The sequence below is a fragment of the Klebsiella sp. NPDC088457 genome (genome assembly GCF_044900465.1).
Classification (GTDB): domain Bacteria; phylum Pseudomonadota; class Gammaproteobacteria; order Enterobacterales; family Enterobacteriaceae; genus Klebsiella.
Window position 1 is genome coordinate 12480 of record NZ_JBJDNH010000038.1, and the last position, 18783, is coordinate 31262.

Sequence of the window (18783 nt, forward strand, 5' to 3'; positions counted from 1 at the left end):
CTCTACACCGCGAAGGCTAACGCTTTAAAATGCCAGAGACGCCTGCACAAAGAACGTTCTCGGTTCGCCGACATATTTCCCGTAGTTATTATCTGTCGAGCGCGTGTAGTAACGCTGATCGAAAAGGTTTTTGACACCGGCGCCCAGCTTCAGATTTGACCATGCAGGTCCCATGTCATATTCACCGCGCATATTCCACACCATATAGCCCGCGATATCACCGTACTGGCCGTCATCGCTCTCCTGCGTGATATAACCATTCCCGGCATCGGATGATCCTGGAGAATGCTGGCGAGATTGTGAATAGCCATCAACGTTCCAGACCCAGTTGCCCGTCGCATAGCGGGAGCCCACCGTCAGTACCTGACGGGAATAGAATGGCAGATCTTTACCCGAAAACTCTCCGCTGACGGATACGGCGCGGGTATAGGTATAGGTCGTGTAGACACTCAGGCCGTCCAGACTATTGGCTAACTCGCTGAGATCATAGTTCAGGGCCAGCTCAACGCCTTCATGCTTAGTGGCGCCTAACGTGGTCCAGCCAATGGTATTGTTGATGTACTGCAGCTGATTATCAAAATCAATGTAGAAGGCGGTCAGCTCAGCTTTGAATAATGAATCGTCATAGCGGGTACCCACTTCATAGGTACGGGCCTTTTCAGGCTGTAGACCTGGAGCCGGCTGCCCATGATTGCCACCGCGCGTCAGCTGAAAATACTGTAAACTCCCGAAAGAGGTATTGGCATTCGCAAATAGTTTCCAGCTATCAGACAGGTGATACATCACGTTGACTGAGGGCAAAGGTTCGCTGTACGATTTTTCTCGGGCAATATCGGCAAAAGAATCATTCACATGCGTACGGATACTTTCATAGCGCAGCCCTGGCGTGATCGTCCAGTTCCCCACGTTTATCGCATCATCAATATAAAACGCATTGGCCGCGGTACCGCCCGAGGTATGCTGATAATAATTGGCTTTGGAATTCGGCGCTGAGGTGGTGGTTGCCGGATCGTACCAGTCAGATCGATACCCTTTTTCATCCGATGTCTCATTCAGGTAACGATAACCAAGGGTGACCTCATGAGCCATATCCCAAAACCGGAACAAATGAGAATAAGTAGGCTCGATGGCCCAGGTGGTGTAGTGACGCGGGGCTGCCGCCAGGCGACTCTGTCCTTCCTGCGCCCCGGTGCCATCGGTCTGAATATCGCTGGTCCGGAAACTTTTGGTGAAATAGGTCAGCACTTCAAACTGGCTATCCTCTTCCTGATGGCGATATTTGAAAGACATATCCTGACGGCGGCCCGCAAACTGATCGAACGGCCGAACAGACTGGAAGGGATTTTGCTGGTACTGTTCTTTCGTCAGACCGCCTGGCATACCTGCTGCGGCATTATAATAATGAAAGTTACCGGTCAGTTCGTCCTTAGGGGTGAAACGATAACGCGTTTTCAGCATAAAATCGTCAATATCGGTATTGTCATTGCTTTCTCTGTATCCCTGCCCGTGCAGACCAGAATAAAGCAACTCGGCCCCCAGACCATTCTCCGCCGTTCCACCAACGGAAGCGCTGGTCAACGTTTTTAACCCACCGTGGGACGCCCCTTCCGTTTGCGCGCTCACCGCGCCGCCGAACGCCTCCGGGATATCCTTCGAGACAAAGTTAATCACTCCGCCGACGTTCTGCGGTCCATAGCGGACGGCGCTACCACCACGAATAACATCAATGGATTGAATGTTTCCCATTGAGAGGGGAGCCATTGACAGCTGAGGTTGGCCATAAGGGGCAACAGAGAGCGGCACGCCGTCCATCATGATCGTTGAGCGAGGAGAAAGACGCGAGGTCAGTCCGCGAACGCCAACGTTCAATGACACATCGCTACCGCCGGTCCCGTTATTCTCCTGAACCTGTACGCCAGGAATACCGCGTAGTGCTTCAGAAATCGTCTCTCCGCCTTTTTCCTTTACCTGCTGCTCCGTCACAATGGTTCTGGCACCAGCATGATCGAGAACAATAGTGTCGTAATCCGGTGAATCAAGCCAGTTACCCACAACCGTCAGTGTATCCGTACGATCGGTTGATGAAGCGTTATCATTTTTATCAGCAGCCCAGGTCGGTAGCGCTAAAACAATAGCAGTCGCAAGCAACGAGTGCCGGAAGTGACCAGACATCAAGAAGATCCCCTGTAAAAGAACACAATTTGAATTATGAACGATTTGCATTATGAGAAGCGGAATGATAATAGTTAGCAATACATAGAAATGTAAACTAATTTTTAAGAACCGAATGTTGTTTTACACCCCAGACAACCAGGCTGGGCTGTCTCACGGCTACGGGTATACGGATTAAGCAAATGAGACAGCAATTTTTGTGGCGTAGGGTATTAGGTTGTCTGCTTTTACTGTCGGCTGCGAACCTGCAGGCATCTCCGGTCACGGTGACCGATATTGCCGGGCGGGAGGTCACACTTCAGCAGCCGGCAAAAAGGGTGATTCTGGCGGACGCCCGGGCGATTCAGGCGTTACAGATTGTGCATCCGCAGAATCCGTTTGCTCAGCTTATTGCCTGGGATAACACCCTCAAAACCAAAGCGCCGGACTTGTACTCACTTTATCTGGCAAAATACCCCCAGCTAAAACAGCTGCCGATGCTCGAAAATGCGTATCTCACTGATTTTAGTGTTGAACGCGCCGCTCAGATGCATCCCGATCTGATCATTTTCGACTTTGGCGTAGTGAGTAAACTAAAAGAAAGCCGCGTGCTGGATCAGCTTGCGGCGATAGGCATTCCGGTATTATTTATCGACTTTCGCCTACGCCCGCTCACCAACAGCATCACCAGTATCAGGCTTCTTGGTAAAGTACTGGGTGATGAGCAGCACAGCGAAGCCTGGGCTCGTTTCTATGAAGAGCGGCTCAAGCTGATACGTCAGCGTACCGCAGGGTTAAATGAAAAAGAAAAGCCGTTAGTCTTTATTGAACGCCATGCCGGCATGACCGGCGATGAATGCTGTTTTACCTACGGTAAAGGAAGCTTCGGCGAGTTCATTGCGACTGCTGGCGGCATTAACGTCGGCAGCGCATTGTTTGCCGGGAAAAACGGTACCATGAGCCTGGAGCAGCTTATTACTTCAAACCCATCCTACTACATCATGACGGGCGCAGACTGGAGTAGTAATTTCCAACAAAGTATCGGTATTCCTCTGGGCTATGATGCTGATACGAAAGTAACTGAACAGCGATTGGATCACCTGATCAAACGCACAGGAATAGAAACGCTTGATGCGATGCAAAATAAACGGGTGCTGGCGATTTATCATCAGTACTACGATAGTCCCTTGAATATCATGGCTGTTGAAGTTATTGCAAAATTCCTGCATCCGGCCTTATTTGCAGATCTGGATCCGGAAACAGATATTGAGAATATTCATAAGAACGTATTGAATTTCCCTTATTCCGGCACATTCTGGCTCCAGGCCAAATAGTCATCAATTAATGGTAACGCCATATACATGCAGTATATGGCGCTCCCCTGCTGTCTATGCCTTGTTTTCATTCAACGCACGAAGCCGACGCCGGGCCATACATCAAAAAAGCGGAATGGTTAAAAGGCGCCCGGAAGAGAGGACGGCCCTCATTCAGAAACTGGCGCTTATTTAAACGCAACACGATGTCTGGCGACCGGAAAACGAATGGCTATTTCTTCGTCACATCTTGCATATCGAATGCCTTCACAACCTGTGCCGCCGCGGCGAAGTCCGGGCTGAGCGGGTGGTCGCTATCCATAAATTTCACCTGGCGTCTGAGCGCATCGTATAACACGCTGGTCGGCTGCGACATGGTGAAACCGTTTTTCTTCTGCTTACGCAAATCAATCGCCTGTGCGTCATGGACCAGTAAAATGCCCAAAAGCTGATAGCTGTTATCGATTTGTCTCTGCAGACGCTGCGCGACCTCTGGTGCATTCGTCCCGATGTCTTCAATATCGCCCGCAACCGGCATGTAATCCAGCGATACCGGCATCGCCAGCGCTTTATTGCGCATCGCCAGCGACATCACCGGTTTTTCCATCGCCCCAAAGGCATGAACGGTATTCTCCGTGCCGAGAAAACGTGTAAGCCCGGTAAATGATGGATTATTTAGTTTTACGACCTGCTGAGCATTGGCCAACGAGTTGTGGGCCAGCGCCAGGCTGAGCTGTTCGAAGGAGATAACCCATGGCAAGGGCTCAAAGTTGGCGGTTGGCAATACGGCACCTTTCACCCCATCTTGATCCACATAGCCCAGACGATCCTGCGGGCGGTCCGATGGCGCGGCAACGTCGATAGCGACACCGGGGTTGTCATCCGAACTATTGAGCTGTATCAGTAGCTGGTCATAGGCCAGCTGATAGCTGCGCTGTAGTTCGGCAAGTAAATAGACACCGGAACGGAAGCTCAGCGGGTCCTGCAACGGACGGCTGTCGTCATGTTCCCACAAGCTGGAGCCCGCCAGCAGGGTGCGCAGGTGTTGACCCATCGCCACCACTTCAGGGTAGGAACGCAAGGCCAGAGTATTTTCAAGGAAAGGAGAAACGTTACCGTTCAACGCTTCAAGGCTGGTGGCATAAATCAAGGAATTAAGGGGCAGCAGATGAGCCAGGAAATTCAGCGCCAGCGCGGCGCTGGCCGCAGAATACGCATTCGAACTTAAAATGGCTAATGCGTCTTTGGCATAAGGGACAACAACCGACGTTTTGCTATGGTCCAGTGCGAGTTGTGCCGGAACTTTTTTCCCCTGATAGTACACGTCGCCTTCGCCTATCATCGCCAGGCCGATATGGCTGATAACCGTAATGTCCCCCTCGCCGATTGAACCATCACACGGGATAAGCGGCGTGATGCCCTTATTGAGAAAGCTGACATAGGCGTCGATGACTTCAGGCTGCACGCCACCGCCGCCGGTTAACAAGGTATTTAAGCGGGTAACCATTGTCGCACGAGCCGCACGCTGGCTCATTGGTTCACCGATGCCCCCCGAATGGGCGTGCAGCAAGCCAATATTAAATTTCTTTGACGCCGCGATCACTTCATCGGTCAGTTTACCGTGGACATCGACCATCGGACGGTCTTTATTCAAACCGACGCCCACCGTCAGGCCATATATTTTTTGTCCATTCTGCGCCGCCGCAATCAGCACCTGATGCGCTTTTTTTACCCGGTCGGTAGCGGCTGGAGAAATAGCGACCGTTTCGCCATCCGCCACGCTGGCAATAATGGCTGGCGTGATGGTGTGTCCATCGAGAGTGACGGTAGACCTGCTCAGCTGGCTGTAGCTCAGCGTGAGCAAGGCAATCATCGAAAGGGAGAACTTTGCTGGCATAGAGAAAACCCTCTTATTATTGGTGATGCTGTATGAGTCAGGAAATGGATTAATTACTATTTTTATATTTATATCGGTTGGTTAATCTTTTCCTCTGGCCTTCTGACGCTCAATCCTGACTAAAGCAATCATCGCCAGAATACTGGCAATCATGACGTACCACGCCGGGGCGAACCGCGTTCCGGTGTTTTCGGTCAGCCAGGTCAGCACTGCCGGAGCAAAGCCGCCAAAGAGGGTCACCGCAAGGTTGTAAGAAACCGACATCCCGCTGGCGCGAACATCGGTGGGGAAAAGTTCAGACAGCGCCAGAGGAGCCACGCCAACGAACAGCGATACCAGGATACAGAACAGGCTTTGCACCAGAATCAGCGTCCCGGTGGTATGCGAAGCATCAAGCAACAGCAGCAGTGGATAGCTGCAGATGAGCAACAAGCCGGCCCCCACCATCAGTAACTTATGCGAGCCGATACGATCGGAATAGCTGCCTGCGACAACACAGCCCACCACCATAAAGCAGTTACCAATCAGCGCCGCGAGGAAGGCCTGGTGGCTCTCAAAATGCAGCTGACGTTGGACATAAATCGGCATGAAGATGATCAACGAGTAGACGCTAACGGCCCACAGAACAGACAGACCGGTACCGAGTAATACCGCGTTGCTGTGCGTTTTAAACAGCTGTAGCAGCGGCATCACCGGTTGGATCTTCTCTGCCTGACGGCGGGCCTGTTCTTGAACAAATAGCGGCGTCTCCTCCAGCGTTTTACGCATCCACAAACCAATTGGCGCGATAGACAGACCGATAATAAACGGTATGCGCCAGCCCCAATCGCCAATCTGTTCATGGCTGAGGGTCAACGTCACCACGGTGGCGACCAGCGCGCCAAAGATGTTGGAGATCCCCATGCTGGCCTGTAGCCAGGAGGCATACTGGCCCTTCTTTTCGGCCGGAGCATGCTCGACCAAAAAGGCCGCCGCGCCGCCCACTTCCCCTCCAGCGGAGAAGCCTTGCAATACCCGGCCACACAGAATCAACAGCGGCGCGCCAATGCCAATGGCGCTATAGGGTGGCGCAAACGCAATGATGGCGGTTCCCACGGCCATCGTCATAATTGTCAGCGTCAGCGCGGCCTTGCGCCCTACCCGATCGCCATAGACCCCGATAGCCAGCGCCCCCAGAGGACGGATCACAAAACCGAGCCCAAACGCTAAAAAGGCTTCGAACAACTGCGCCCCGGCATCGGCTTGATGAAAGAAGTTCTGCGCGATGTAGACGGCAAAAAAGGCATAGATGGAAAAGTCGTACCATTCCAGCGCATTACCGATTGATGCAGCCGCAATCGCTTTATAGCCCTTATTGCGTTGTCCCGGTACGGACTGACACACCCGAGCGGTCAAGGGAGAAATCGTGCTTTTTGTCATAATGACCTCATACGCAAGGCTAGATGGCCGACGATAAATTAATATAAGGAATTGATTTTTCTTTTATTTCATCCAGAGATTCCTGATATCCCGCATCGGCATAGCGCATCACGCCGGTACTGGTATCATTGGTCATGGCGAGCTGCAGGCGCTGGGCCGCGGCATCTGAGCCATCGGCCACCACCGTCACTCCGGAGCTGGTCATATAACCGCTATATCCACCGCCGCCGGAATGAATAGCCACCAGATCCGCCATTGAGGCGCAATTCACCAGAGCATTGAGTAGCGGCCAGTCGGCGATGGCATCTGAGCCATCTTTCATCTTTTCAGTCATAATGTTGGGATGGGCCATTGCCCCCGCATCCAGATGGTCACGGGTGAAGGCAATCGGCCCGCTCAGACGGCCATCGGCAACCATGCGGTTCACCTCCAGCGCCAGTTCCGTTCGCTCGCCATGGCCAAGCCATGCGATTCGCGCGGGTAAACCTTCGAACGGCACTTTCTCACGGGCCAGACGGATCCAGTTGCTGACAATTTTGTTATTGGCAAAACGATCTAATAAATAGTTATCGATGAGCCTGATGTCATCGCTGTTATTGGACAAGGCGATCCAGCGGAATGGTCCGATAGCGCGGCAGAACAGCGGGCGCAGGAAGGCCTCGGTAAAAATGGGGATCTCAAAGGCGCGTTCGACGCCGCCTTGATGGGCGTGGGTGCGGATAAGATTGCCGTTATCAAACACCACGGCGCCTTTATCCATAAACCCCAGCATGGCGGTGACATGCTGGACGATCGAACGACGGCTGGCATCCATCAACACATCAATATCGTTCTCCCGCTGGGCGGCAGCCTGTTCCGGCGAGTAACCTGAAGGCACATAGCCGTACACTAAATCATGGGCAGCGGTCTGGTCGGTGACGATATCGGGGATGATACCTTTCGCCAAAATAGCAGGATAAACATCGGCAGCGTTGGCAAGCAAACCGACTGAAATGGGTTGGCGATCGTGCTGCGCATTGCGAATGAGCGTCAGCGCATGTTCAAGGTCCTGCGCCTGATACTGCAGAAAGCCGTTTTTCAAGCGCTTGTCGATACTCTTTTGGTTGACCTCTACCGTGAGAATAGCCGCTCTGGCCATGGTACCTGCCAACGGTTGAGCCCCGCCCATCCCCCCCAGACCGGCGGTAAGGATAAAGCGCCCGGCCAGGTCATTATCAAAGTGCCGTTCCGCAATGCGTGAGAAAATCTCATAGGTACCCTGAATGACGCCTTGTGAACCGATGTATTGCCAGTCGCCGGCGGTTAAGCCCCCCCAACAGATCAGATTGGCCTTTTCCCAACGATAAAAATTGTCCGCTTTGGCCCACTGACCGACCATGTTGCAATTGGCCATAATAACCAGCGGTGCGTTGACATGGGTTTGCAGGAGGCCGATCGGCTTGCCGGACTGGACCAGCAGCGTTTGATCTTCACGCATGGTTTGCAGCGCTTGCACAATCGCATCGTGTGAAGGCCAGTCGCGCGCGGCGCGGCCTAATGCGGCATAGACCACCAGTTCGTCAGGTTTTTCCCCGACGGCCAGTACATTTTCCAGCAAACGGAGCAAGGCTTCCTGGCGCCAGCCTAAGCAGCGCAGCTGATTACCTGAAGTCACGCTGAAGGTCCTGGTCATTTTAGGGCTCCTTGCTGAATATGGCTGAACAATTCGATACCCAAAACCTTCTCGACGGGCGGATAAACCGCAGGATCGGTAACCGATGAAGAGAGCGGGATCTGGCTATGGTGCTGGTGAAAAATCACAATTTCGAGGCCCGGTTTAAGCTGCCCTGCGCTGACAGGGTTGCCCTGCATATCCAGGGTGGTAATGATGTCGGGATAGGTGGCAATGCGCTGGCCATGGCTGTCCTCCACCGCCATATGCTCATTCATGACATGTATGCGACGCAGGTTTTCTCCCTGACCCACGTCGATAATGCCGACGTCAAAAGCCTCATCGGTATATTGCAGGGTGGTTTGCGTCACTTTACCGCTACCGATGATCTGCCCCCCGGTGTGGTTGCAAATTGCATCGATCGTCGCGCTGCCGCCCTTTTTACTGGCGGAGATAATGGTTTCGCCAAGAGAGAGGGCCTGGCTGATACCGCCGTGTGCGGCATGCTGGCGCACATAAGAACCACGGATCGGATTACGGCAGCTGGCGATAAAGCCACCGGACATATCCGAGGCTTTACGCAATATGGGGGAGACTTTGGCGGTCGCGCCTTTGACGACGAGCTCAATATAGGCATGACGCTTGCGGTTGCCGCCAACGGCCGCCTGAATCATGGGTTGTGTGCTGGAAGCAAGGCCTAATGACCCCATATCGCCAGTAGGATGGGCGCGCAGGTCCCCCACCGCATCGACCACTTTAGTACCGAGAATAGCGGACGGTAGCCAGCCGTTTAGCGTACTGGACATCCCGTTTTGCCCGATAATCAGCCCATAAATGGGCTCCCCCAGCTCTTTTTGTACCAGCTGGACGGCTTTAACATAGTCGACACCGAGCATTTCCCAGTCGGTCAGTCCCCCAGGCGCACCAATGGCTGCGGCGGTGGCAATCCAGGCACTGTCGGCAACCTCTTCCATCGTGACCAGCTCAGGACGACCAATGGTGACGGCCATTTTGCCCAACTCCAGCCCATGTTCGACCCAACCGCCGCCGCCACAGGCAAACACTGACCCACCCTTCACCGCGGCTTCGACATCAGCCAGCGTTAAAATTCGACCCATTGCTATTCCTCCAGAAGTACAGAACCAGTAATCCGGCCTCAAAGTGCATAATTAATGAATAATCATTGCGGCCTTTGTTCGATACTAGAGGGCACCTGGTCAAAATGTCATATTACTTTTTGGCCACGGCGTATAACAAAATGTTAACGGTCGAAAAATTCAAAGGCGTTGTGCTTGACCAGAAAAGATGTGAAACAACGCTAAAGTGTGAGGGGGATAAAAAACAGGCTATCTCGACCAGTGCACCTGAATAGATTCCAGGGTGGTGATAAATTCCTGAGCTAATCGTGAAAGCGGTTCATACATCCCGTGGATGATGCTAATGGGCGTTTTAGCCGTGGGTGAAATGGGACGAAAGACGACGTTTGTCCATACCGGGCCGCTGGCGGTAATTTCATCAATCAAGGCGATGCCGACCCCCGCCTGAACCAAAGCACAAGCCACGTGAATCTGCTGTGATTCAACGATGGGACGTACAACAATACCTTCATTATTAAAGAGTTGGCGGACAATCTGGCCAATGGGGATATCTGAGCCATAGCCAATAAACGGTTGGCCGACCAAATCCTCCACATTGATAATGTTTTTTGCCGTAAGCGGATGAGTAGCCGGGAGCGCCACCACTAAATGATTCTCATACAGCACCCGGGACTGCACGTTCGGATGACCTTCATGCAGAAAGGCAATCCCTAATTCCACCTGCTGGGTCAGGACTGCCTGAAGTAAAACATCGGGGATCATGGTATGCAAAATCACCCTGGCGTCCGGCAGCGTTCGGTGAAATTTAGCAATGGCATTGGGAATTAAACCCTGCCCAAGGCTCGGGCTACAGGCAATCCTCAGATGCCCCATCCGGTTTTGAATCAGATCTTCTGCGACTTCATTGACCCGCTGCACGCCGAGATAGACCGAGTTGACCTCGATAAACAGATGCCGCGCTTCCGGAGTGGGATAAAGCCGTCCTTTTATACGTTCAAACAGCGATAACCCCAGACGCTGTTCGGTATAGCTGATTAAGCGCGAAACCGCCGGCTGAGAAACATGTAATAGTTTTGCCGCGCCGCTGATTGAACCCGTCAACATAATGGCGCGAAAGACTTCAATTTGTTTGAGATTTAAGCGCATTGCACCCTCAATAAGGTTAACACAATGTTATGCATGAGTGATAAATAAGCATAAGACATAATACATACAGCCCCCCTACACTAGACGCAGACTTTGGAAAAGGGCCCGACTACTCATCGGTCACATATGCATTTTTATGCAAAATTTTCGCTAAAAGTTATAAGGGAGCGTTGGTCATGGCTGTGCAGAAAAAATGGGACATCGTGGTAAAGGGAAACCTGGTCGATGCCGACAGCATCACGCCTGATGGCTGGATAGCTATCGACGAGGGGAAAATTATCGCCACCGGCAGCGGCCAGCCGCCGCAGGCAGAGAGAACCATCGACGCCAGCGGCAAATGGGTCATCCCCGGCGTGATCGATGGGCAGGTACACTCAGGCAGCCAGGCCAATCAGGAGGGACTCGGCCGGGCCTCACGCGCAGCCGCAGCGGGAGGGGTGACGGTGATGGTGGATATGCCTTACGACGACCCTGAGCCCGTTGCCAGCCGCCGCCTGCTGGACAATAAAATTGCTGAAATTGAACGCGACTGCCATGTAGACGTAGCGCTGTTCGGTACGCTCAACCACAAGCAGGGTTTTGACGCAGCGGCAGGGTTGATTGAAGGCGGCGTCTGCGCGTTTAAATTCTCGACTTTCGAGGCGATGCCCGGCCGCTTCCCTCGGGTTGAGGAAGACGACCTGCAGTATGCATTTCAGCTGATCGCCCCAAGCGGTTTAGCCTGCGCGGTACACAACCAGATGCAGGAAATGACGCGCAAAAATATCCAACGCATGATGGCGGAAAACGATACCGGCTGGGACGCATTCATGCGTGCTCACACTCCCCTGATCGAAAACCTGGCGACCGCGCAGCTGTATGAAATTGGCGCGGTAACTGGCGCCCGCGCGCATGCGGTTCACGTTTCGACCTCGCGCGGATTTGAGATTTATAAAATGTACAAAAATGCCGGCTATCCGGTCTCTATCGAAACCTGCGTTCAGTATCTGATGCTTAACCATGAAGAACACACTTTAAGGCTAGGGGCAAAAACCAAACATTACCCCCCTATTCGGCCAAAATCCGAGTCCGAACGATTATGGGTCCATATTGCGCAAGGGGATTGTACATTTGTCTCTTCTGACCACGTCAGCTGGGGACTGGAGCGTAAAAGCGATGCGAATATTTTCAAAAACGCCTCCGGCGGACCGGGACTGGAAACGTTATTACCTGCGCTGTGGACCGGATGTGAGCAGCGCGGGATTTCGCCCACCACGGTTGTTCAGCTGTTGTGTCGCAATCCGGCACAACACTTCCTGCTGGATGACCGTAAGGGGTCATTTGCTACCGGGAAGGATGCCGATTTCGTCATTCTGAATCCTGAAAGCTATCGTTTCGATCCCTCTGGCAGCCTGTCGGCGGTGACCTGGAGCTCATTCGCCGGCATGGCGTTTACCGTGCGCATTGAACAGACATGGTGCCGCGGTATGCAGGTCTTTCACCACGGCAAAATCGTCAATCAGGCCGGCGATGGCCAGTTCCTCCGCCCACGCCGGGTCGCCTAAAGAAGAGAACATCATGACAACACCACACCATGAAATCGTCCACGATCGCGATCTCATTAATTCCGCCCGCCTGTGGGCCAACGCCAATACGTTAGCAACCATTACGCTACCGAATGTGCCATGGACCCGCCGGGCCTTTACGCCGTTATTCAGCGAAGGCCGCCAGTGGTTAAAGCTCAAAATGGAGCAAGCCGGCCTGAGCGTCGCTCTTGATGCGGGGGGTAACCTGATCGGTCGCCGGGCCGGGCGACGCCCTGACCTGCCACCGCTGGTAATCGGTTCTCATAGTGATACCGTGGTTGGCGGCGGACGTTATGATGGCATTATCGGTGTCCTGGCCGGCATCGAGATCGCATTCAGCCTCCAGGAGCGGGGGATACAGCTTGAACATCCGCTGGAAGTGATCGATTTCTTGTCGGAAGAGCCGAGTGATTACGGTATTTCCTGCGTTGGCAGCCGCGCTTTTTCCGGATCGCTCGATAGCGGCATGCTAGCGTCTAAAAACCATGCCGGAGAAACGTTGGCGGAGGCGATGGTACGGGTTGGCGCGAAACCCGAGCTATTAACGGCGCCGATACGTACCTCAGGCAGCACGGCGGCATATATTGAACTGCACATTGAGCAAGGTCCGCTACTGGAAAACGCGGACCTACCCATTGGCGTAGTGACGCATATCGTGGGGATCCGCCGCGTGCGGATACTGGTGCACGGCCAGCCGGACCATTCCGGCACCACGCCGATGGATGTACGCCGGGATGCTTTAGTCGGCGCCGCACAGGTGATAACTCTGGTACATCAGGCGGCTAGCGCCCGAAGCGGCAACCCGCACTACGTCGTGGCAACGATTGGCCGTATCGCGATGACTCCGAACGCGCCCAACGCGGTTCCCGGCTGGGTTGAACTGATGCTTGAAGTCCGCAGCGACAGCCAGCAGGTTCTGGACACTTTCCCTGAAGACATCATGCAAACGGGTGAATCATCGCTGGCAAGCCTGGGTCTATCCGCCACGCTGGAGCATGTGAGCCGCGCCAGCCCGACGCCTTGCTCCGATATCGTGATGCAGGCGATAGCAGAAGCCGCGGGCCGTTTACAGCTCGCGTATCGACATCTGCCAAGCGGTGCAGGCCACGACGCCGTCTATGTTGCGCCGACGGGTCCGGTAGGGATGGTCTTTATCCCGTGCCTGGCCGGGCGAAGTCATTGCCCGGAAGAATCGATTACCGAACAACAGCTGGCGAATGGCGCAGCGGTCGTCGCGCAAACTCTGATGAATCTGGATCGTCGCCTGGCAGGCTAATTCGCTCCGTTCCCCAGCCGAAGGAGGTACGCCAGTATCTCCTTTATTATTCATGATGATCCATCGGCACAGCGAGGTATCTGGCGATATCCTGACTTTGCGCCGGTTTTGCTGGCATCTCCTGACCTTATCCCCCCTTGCCTGTAGATTGCGGCCGCCGACAAATTTATACTTGGCGCACAATTTTAACCCTAAGGCCTGGACATGAAGTTATCTTCCCCACTAAACAAACGCGGCGTAACGCCGGCTAAAGCGATGGTCGCCGCGATCAGCGGTTATGCAATGGATGGCTTTGATCTGCTGATCCTGGGTTTCATGCTGCCCGCCATCAGCGCTTCACTGGCGCTCAGCGCCTCTCAGGCAGGTTCCCTCGTCACCTGGACGCTGGTTGGCGCGGTACTGGGCGGGATTTTTTTCGGCCATCTCAGCGATCGCCTGGGGCGTATTCGCGTCCTGACCTTCACGATTCTGATGTTCTCGGTCTTTACCGGCCTCTGTGCGGTCGCGCAGGGCTACTGGGATCTGCTGGCCTATCGTACCCTTGCCGGGATGGGGTTAGGCGGTGAGTTCGGCATCGGTATGGCGTTGATTGCCGAAGTCTGGCCCGCCAGTAAACGCAATCGCGCCTCGGCATGGGTCGGCATCGGCTGGCAGCTTGGCGTGCTGCTTGCCGCTTTTATCACCCCTCTTCTGCTGGATATCATCGGCTGGCGCGGGATGTTCCTGGTCGGGCTGCTGCCCGCTCTGGTCTCATTTGCCATCCGCCGCGGCATGGGGGAACCCGACGCGTTTACCAAAGATATCGCGGTCACCCAGGAGGTCTCCTTCGCGACCCGTCTCAGGATGCTGTTCGCCGACCGCACCACCTCGAAGGCCAGTATCGGGATCCTCATTCTGTGTTCGGTGCAGAATTTTGGCTACTACGGCCTGATGATCTGGATGCCCAGCTATCTGTCCTCCAGTTTTGGCTTTTCTCTCACCAAATCCGGGCTCTGGACAGCGGTCACCGTAGTGGGAATGACCTTCGGCATCTGGCTGTTTGGCGTGCTGGCGGATCGCTTCTCGCGCTGGAAAATCTTCCTGATTTATCAGGTGGGCGCCGTGGTGATGGTGATTATCTACGCTCAGTTGCGCGATCCGACCATCATGCTGTTTACCGGGGCGGTTATGGGGATGTTTGTGAACGGGATGATCGGCGGTTACGGGGCGCTGATCTCGGATACCTATCCGCTCAAAGTGCGCGCTACTGCGCAAAACGTCCTGTTTAACCTGGGGCGCGGCGTCGGCGGCTTTGGCCCGCTGGTGATTGGGCTGTTCGTCAGCCACTGGTCCTTTAGCGCGGCCATCACGCTGCTGGCCCTGCTGTACCTGCTGGATATTTTCGCCACCCTGTTCCTGCTGCCGAAAAAACAGGGCAGCGAAGATGCGCTGGGGGCGATAGGCTAACGGGGGTTATCGCTTCGAAGCCGGCGTTCCCGCCGCGTCAAAATAACAAAGCCCGGGGTTTCCCGGGCTTTGCACAACAGATAACGGTTAGTAGTAGGCTTTCAGCGTTCGCTGGCAGAGCATCGAACGGACGCAATCATCGGCGGTAAAGCGGACGATACCGACCATTTCGTCTTCCTCAAAACGCGCCAGCGCATCGACCAGGCCGGACTTCACGCCAGAGGGTAAATCACACTGGGTAATGTCGCCGTTGACGATGACCGTCACGTTCTCCCCGAGGCGGGTCAAAAACATTTTCATTTGCGCTGCCGTCACGTTCTGCGCCTCGTCCAGAATCACGACGGCATTTTCAAATGTACGTCCGCGCATATAGGCGAACGGCGCGATTTCCACCTTGCCGATTTCCGGCCGCAGGCAGTATTGCATAAAGGAAGCGCCCAACCTCTTCACCAGCACATCATAAACCGGGCGGAAATAGGGAGCGAACTTCTCGGCGATATCTCCCGGTAAGAAGCCGAGATCTTCGTCGGCTTGCAATACGGGACGGGTAACAATAATCCTGTCCACATCCTTATGTACCAGGGCTTCGGCCGCTTTCGCCGCACTAATCCAGGTTTTCCCGCACCCGGCTTCGCCCGTAGCAAAAATCAGCTGTTTATTGTCGATGGCATGCAAATAATGCGCCTGAGCGTCATTGCGCGCCTCAATTGGAGAAGTATCACGGCTGTCCCGCGCCATGCCAATTGCTTCTACGCCACTCATTTGCACAAGCGATGTGACCGATTCTTCTTCGCGTTGCTTATGGCTGCGCGAATCGCGTCTCAGCACACGTTTTGCCTCACGACGAGCTTTGATCACTGCTTTTTGTCTTCCCATGGATAGCACCTTGCGTTGTTGGTTTACATCACACGCGTCAGCATCGACGCGATTATGCGCACAAACGATTGAGGTTTGGCTTCCTTTTAAGCCATTGCTTGCCTGTTGAATTGACAATGAGTCACGGCTACGCGCACCGCGTACCCTGTCAGGGTTCGGTTGTTCTGTGGTGGTGGAGGGAGGTGAATTTACGCTGACGAAGTCGCTGCCGGAGGTGTGTCCTCCGCGCTGAAGAGTGCGGTGTGTTGTTTTGCGTTGTCCGGTACAGGACCCTACCATTCGCGATCTCCATAGTGAAACGACATCACTGCCGGGAACTACCGCGTCTGTAATAAGTACATCAAAAAATATTCTTAATGCAACTTATTTTTTACACAAGCGCAACAAATAATTCCCCGAACAGCTGAAGAGAGTTTCCGTCATTTAGATTACAGAAAAATAACACAAGGCAGGAAATACAAAAAAAGAATGGAAAAACAGCAGAAAACGCCCTGCCCTTACGGGCAGGGTACGTCAGGCTTCGAGCAAAGACTGAGCCAGATAGCGCTGGTTATCGATGACACCGGGCAATACAAAGAAGTAGCCGCCGCCGATCGGTTTGACATACTCTTCCAGCGCCTCGCCGTTAAGGCGTTTTTGCACCGTCAGGAAACCTTTCTCCAGATCGTGCTGATAGCAGACAAACAGCAGTCCCATATCCAGCTGCCCGGAGTTGGTTACCCCCAGGGAATAGCTGTAGCCGCGGCGCATCATCAGGCTCGACTGCGTCTGCGGCGTGCGCGGATTGGCCAGACGGATATGGCTATCCAGCGCGATAATGTCGCCGTCCGGATCCTTGCTGTAATCCGGCACATCGTGCTCGTGCTGCATGCCCAGCGGCGCGCCGCTGTGTTTATCCCGACCAAAAATGGTCTGCTGCTCTTTCAGCGGCGTGCGATCCCAGAACTCGACGTGAAACTGGATGATACGCGCCGCCTGATAGCTGCCGCCGGTCGCCCACGCGGGTTCGCCCTGGCCAGCGGTAACCCACACCACCTCATCCATCAGCGCCTTATCGGTGCTGACGGGGTTTGCGGTGCCGTCCTTAAAGCCCAGCAGGTTAACCGGCGTCTCTTTGCCTTTACTGCGCGCGGCGCTATCGGAGATAAAGCCTTCGCGTTTCCAGCGCACGCTGAGGAGATCCGGGGTGTGTTTAATCACATCGCGCAGCGCGTGAATCACCGTATCCTGCGTATTGGCGCAAATTTGTAACAGCAGATCGCCATGGCAGAGCGCGGCGTCCAGCGCATCGTTGGGAAAGCGCGTCATTTTTTGCAGCTTTTTCGGCGCCTTGTCGGCTAACCCGTAGCGTTCATCGAACAGCGAATGGCCGACCGAGACGGTAACGGTCAGATTATCCGGGGAAATCCACGGTCCGAGAATCCCCGAATCCATTGGCGGCAGCCGCGGATTCGGCGTATCCGGCGCCGGACCGCCTTTGGTCAGAAAAGCAATCCGCTGGGTCAGCAGACGAAACAGACGCTCCAGATCCGCTTTATCGCTGGCCAGTACATCGAAGGCCACCAGCATCATCGATGCCTGCTGCGGCGTTAGCACGCCGGCCTGATGCTGGCCGTAAAAAGGCTGCGCCTCGCTGCGCGCATCCGGCGACAACACGCCTGGAGAGCTGTTACCTTTCGCCGCGTGCGCCACCGGACAGCCGCCGGTAATGGCCAGCGCGCCGCCAAGCGCGCCGATCCCTTTTAATAACCGACGACGTGAAGGTTCATTCACGTCGCGTTGCTTCTGTTGTGCCATCGACTTAGTCCAGCCCGAGGATCCCGCGCAGCTGAGCCAGATCTTCCGCCAGCGTGGTGATCGGCCCTTTAAGCGCGTTGCGGTCCGCATCCGTCAGCTTGTCGTAGGTCTCGAAGCCGTCTTTGGTGCGGTATTTACTGAGGATGCCGTCAACTTTCTTGAAGTTAGCGTCAATTTTCGCCAGCAGCGCGCTGTTCTCTTTTTGCAGTTGCGGACGCAGCAGGTCGACAATCTTCTGTGCGCCGTCGATGTTGGCCTGGAAGTCCCACAGGTCGGTATGGCTGTAGCGATCTTCTTCGCCGCTGATTTTGCTGGCCGCCACTTCTTCGATCAGGCCGGCGGCGCCGCCTACCACTTTAGACGGCGGGAACGCCAGCTCGCTGATGCGTTTTTGCAGCTCAAGCACATCGCTGTTCAGCTGCTCGGCATACTGGTCCATCCCTTTGACGCTGTTGTCGCCAAACAGGGCTTTTTCCAGACGGTGGAAGCCGGTGAATTTCGGGTCTTCGGCTTTTTTCTCATAATCGTCTTCACGGGCATCGATGCTGCCGTCAAGGTCAGAGAACAGCTCAGCGATAGGCTCGATACGTTCGTAGTGCTGACGCGTCGGGGCATACAGCGCTTTCGCTTTTTCGATATCGCCCGCTTTCACCGCGTCGGTGAAGGCTTTCGTACCGCTGACCAGCTGCGCGGTTTCCGCCGTCACGTAGGTTTTATAAGCGGTAATCGCCTCGCCGAGGCTCAACAGCGCATTGGCTTTCGCCGCATCTTTGGTCGCCGCGCCGGTCACAATCAGCTTCCCTTTCGGGTTGGTCAGCAGCCCGCAGGTCATGTCGTATTCGCCCGGCTGCAGGTTAGCGGTCAGCTTTTGCGTAAAGCCAGGGGCGATGTTTTCGCGCTCTTCCACCACCATCACGCCCTTGAGGATTTCCCACTCCAGCGCTTTCTGACTGTGGTTCTGAATAATGAACTGTGTTTTACCCGCTTTCACGGTCACGTTCATCGGCTCACACTGTTTGTCGTTAACGGTGACTTTTACCTGCGGGATATCCGCAGCCTGAGCGCAAAAGGCAGAGCTGAACAACGCTGCGACGGCAAACTGCAGCGCATTACGGCGAAAATGAGTCATCATGATCATCCCTTTCGGTA

At 54.5% G+C, this 18783-nt stretch carries 13 protein-coding genes; 4 read left to right on the plus strand and 9 right to left on the minus strand.

The genetic code is table 11. The features are described 5' to 3' along the window. Nucleotides 1-24 precede the first annotated feature (24 nt). Nucleotides 25-2172 carry a TonB-dependent receptor family protein gene (locus ACI2JR_RS21030; RefSeq protein WP_132727053.1) on the minus strand — a complete coding sequence of 716 codons (2148 nt, stop codon included), beginning with the start codon at nucleotides 2170-2172 and terminating at the stop codon, nucleotides 25-27. Between the two features lie 182 nt (nucleotides 2173-2354). Between ACI2JR_RS21030 and ACI2JR_RS21035 the strand changes: the two genes are divergently transcribed. Then, a complete protein-coding gene (locus tag ACI2JR_RS21035) occupies nucleotides 2355-3485 on the plus strand; it encodes an ABC transporter substrate-binding protein (RefSeq protein WP_132727055.1) in 1131 nt (376 codons plus the stop codon). Between the two features lie 211 nt (nucleotides 3486-3696). Here the strand turns inward: ACI2JR_RS21035 and hutH are convergent, their stop codons facing one another. The 5 genes from hutH to ACI2JR_RS21060 form a co-directional block, all read right to left on the minus strand. Then, complete coding sequence (gene hutH / locus ACI2JR_RS21040) at nucleotides 3697-5361, minus strand: histidine ammonia-lyase (RefSeq protein ID WP_462479390.1); 1665 nt, start codon at nucleotides 5359-5361, stop codon at nucleotides 3697-3699. 81 nt (nucleotides 5362-5442) lie between these two features. Next, the gene (locus ACI2JR_RS21045) at nucleotides 5443-6780 is read right to left on the minus strand and encodes an MFS transporter (RefSeq protein WP_462479391.1); all 1338 of its coding nucleotides are present in this window, start codon (nucleotides 6778-6780) and stop codon (nucleotides 5443-5445) included. A gap of 19 nt (nucleotides 6781-6799) precedes the next feature. Then, nucleotides 6800-8452: a urocanate hydratase gene (locus tag ACI2JR_RS21050; RefSeq protein WP_132727061.1), complete on the minus strand. Its 1653-nt coding sequence runs from the start codon at nucleotides 8450-8452 to the stop codon at nucleotides 6800-6802. Continuing rightward, the gene (locus ACI2JR_RS21055; protein WP_462479392.1) at nucleotides 8449-9549 is read right to left on the minus strand and encodes a DUF917 domain-containing protein; all 1101 of its coding nucleotides are present in this window, start codon (nucleotides 9547-9549) and stop codon (nucleotides 8449-8451) included. Before ACI2JR_RS21055 ends, ACI2JR_RS21050 begins: the two co-directional genes overlap by 4 nt. 228 nt (nucleotides 9550-9777) lie before the next feature. Then, a complete protein-coding gene (locus ACI2JR_RS21060; RefSeq protein WP_132727067.1) occupies nucleotides 9778-10674 on the minus strand; it encodes a LysR family transcriptional regulator in 897 nt (298 codons plus the stop codon). A gap of 176 nt (nucleotides 10675-10850) precedes the next feature. On the opposite strand from ACI2JR_RS21060, the gene ACI2JR_RS21065 reads away from it, so the two are divergent. The 3 genes from ACI2JR_RS21065 (at nucleotide 10851) to ACI2JR_RS21075 (ending at nucleotide 14961) form a co-directional block, all read left to right on the plus strand. Next, on the plus strand, nucleotides 10851-12218 hold the full coding sequence (locus ACI2JR_RS21065) for a dihydroorotase family protein (RefSeq protein ID WP_462479393.1): 1368 nt from the start codon (nucleotides 10851-10853) through the stop codon (nucleotides 12216-12218). 13 nt (nucleotides 12219-12231) lie between these two features. Then, nucleotides 12232-13515 carry a Zn-dependent hydrolase gene (locus tag ACI2JR_RS21070; protein ID WP_462479394.1) on the plus strand — a complete coding sequence of 428 codons (1284 nt, stop codon included), beginning with the start codon at nucleotides 12232-12234 and terminating at the stop codon, nucleotides 13513-13515. A 204-nt stretch (nucleotides 13516-13719) separates the two neighbouring features. Next, entirely contained in the window at nucleotides 13720-14961 is a 1242-nt protein-coding gene (locus ACI2JR_RS21075; protein WP_462479395.1) for an MFS transporter, read from the plus strand. An 87-nt stretch (nucleotides 14962-15048) separates the two neighbouring features. Here the strand turns inward: ACI2JR_RS21075 and phoH are convergent, their stop codons facing one another. The 3 genes from phoH to efeO form a co-directional block, all read right to left on the minus strand. Beyond that, a complete protein-coding gene (phoH, locus tag ACI2JR_RS21080) occupies nucleotides 15049-15837 on the minus strand; it encodes a phosphate starvation-inducible protein PhoH (protein ID WP_207896605.1) in 789 nt (262 codons plus the stop codon). A gap of 513 nt (nucleotides 15838-16350) precedes the next feature. Then, a complete protein-coding gene (gene efeB / locus ACI2JR_RS21085; protein ID WP_462479396.1) occupies nucleotides 16351-17634 on the minus strand; it encodes an iron uptake transporter deferrochelatase/peroxidase subunit in 1284 nt (427 codons plus the stop codon). Between the two features lie 4 nt (nucleotides 17635-17638). After that, nucleotides 17639-18766, minus strand: a complete 1128-nt coding sequence (efeO, locus tag ACI2JR_RS21090) for an iron uptake system protein EfeO (RefSeq protein ID WP_462479397.1) — start codon at nucleotides 18764-18766, stop codon at nucleotides 17639-17641. Between the last annotated feature and the right edge of the window lie 17 nt (nucleotides 18767-18783).

What these genes read in the sequence shown, in the direction of transcription:
- ACI2JR_RS21030 (WP_132727053.1), bottom strand. Translation starts at nt 2,172, where the DNA reads ATGTCTGGTCACTTCCGGCACTCGTTGCTTGCGACTGCTATTGTTTTA.
- ACI2JR_RS21035 (WP_132727055.1), top strand. Translation starts at nt 2,355, where the DNA reads ATGAGACAGCAATTTTTGTGGCGTAGGGTATTAGGTTGTCTGCTTTTA.
- hutH (WP_462479390.1), bottom strand. Translation starts at nt 5,361, where the DNA reads ATGCCAGCAAAGTTCTCCCTTTCGATGATTGCCTTGCTCACGCTGAGC.
- ACI2JR_RS21045 (WP_462479391.1), bottom strand. Translation starts at nt 6,780, where the DNA reads ATGACAAAAAGCACGATTTCTCCCTTGACCGCTCGGGTGTGTCAGTCC.
- ACI2JR_RS21050 (WP_132727061.1), bottom strand. Translation starts at nt 8,452, where the DNA reads ATGACCAGGACCTTCAGCGTGACTTCAGGTAATCAGCTGCGCTGCTTA.
- ACI2JR_RS21055 (WP_462479392.1), bottom strand. Translation starts at nt 9,549, where the DNA reads ATGGGTCGAATTTTAACGCTGGCTGATGTCGAAGCCGCGGTGAAGGGT.
- ACI2JR_RS21060 (WP_132727067.1), bottom strand. Translation starts at nt 10,674, where the DNA reads ATGCGCTTAAATCTCAAACAAATTGAAGTCTTTCGCGCCATTATGTTG.
- ACI2JR_RS21065 (WP_462479393.1), top strand. Translation starts at nt 10,851, where the DNA reads ATGGCTGTGCAGAAAAAATGGGACATCGTGGTAAAGGGAAACCTGGTC.
- ACI2JR_RS21070 (WP_462479394.1), top strand. Translation starts at nt 12,232, where the DNA reads ATGACAACACCACACCATGAAATCGTCCACGATCGCGATCTCATTAAT.
- ACI2JR_RS21075 (WP_462479395.1), top strand. Translation starts at nt 13,720, where the DNA reads ATGAAGTTATCTTCCCCACTAAACAAACGCGGCGTAACGCCGGCTAAA.
- phoH (WP_207896605.1), bottom strand. Translation starts at nt 15,837, where the DNA reads ATGGGAAGACAAAAAGCAGTGATCAAAGCTCGTCGTGAGGCAAAACGT.
- efeB (WP_462479396.1), bottom strand. Translation starts at nt 17,634, where the DNA reads ATGGCACAACAGAAGCAACGCGACGTGAATGAACCTTCACGTCGTCGG.
- efeO (WP_462479397.1), bottom strand. Translation starts at nt 18,766, where the DNA reads ATGATGACTCATTTTCGCCGTAATGCGCTGCAGTTTGCCGTCGCAGCG.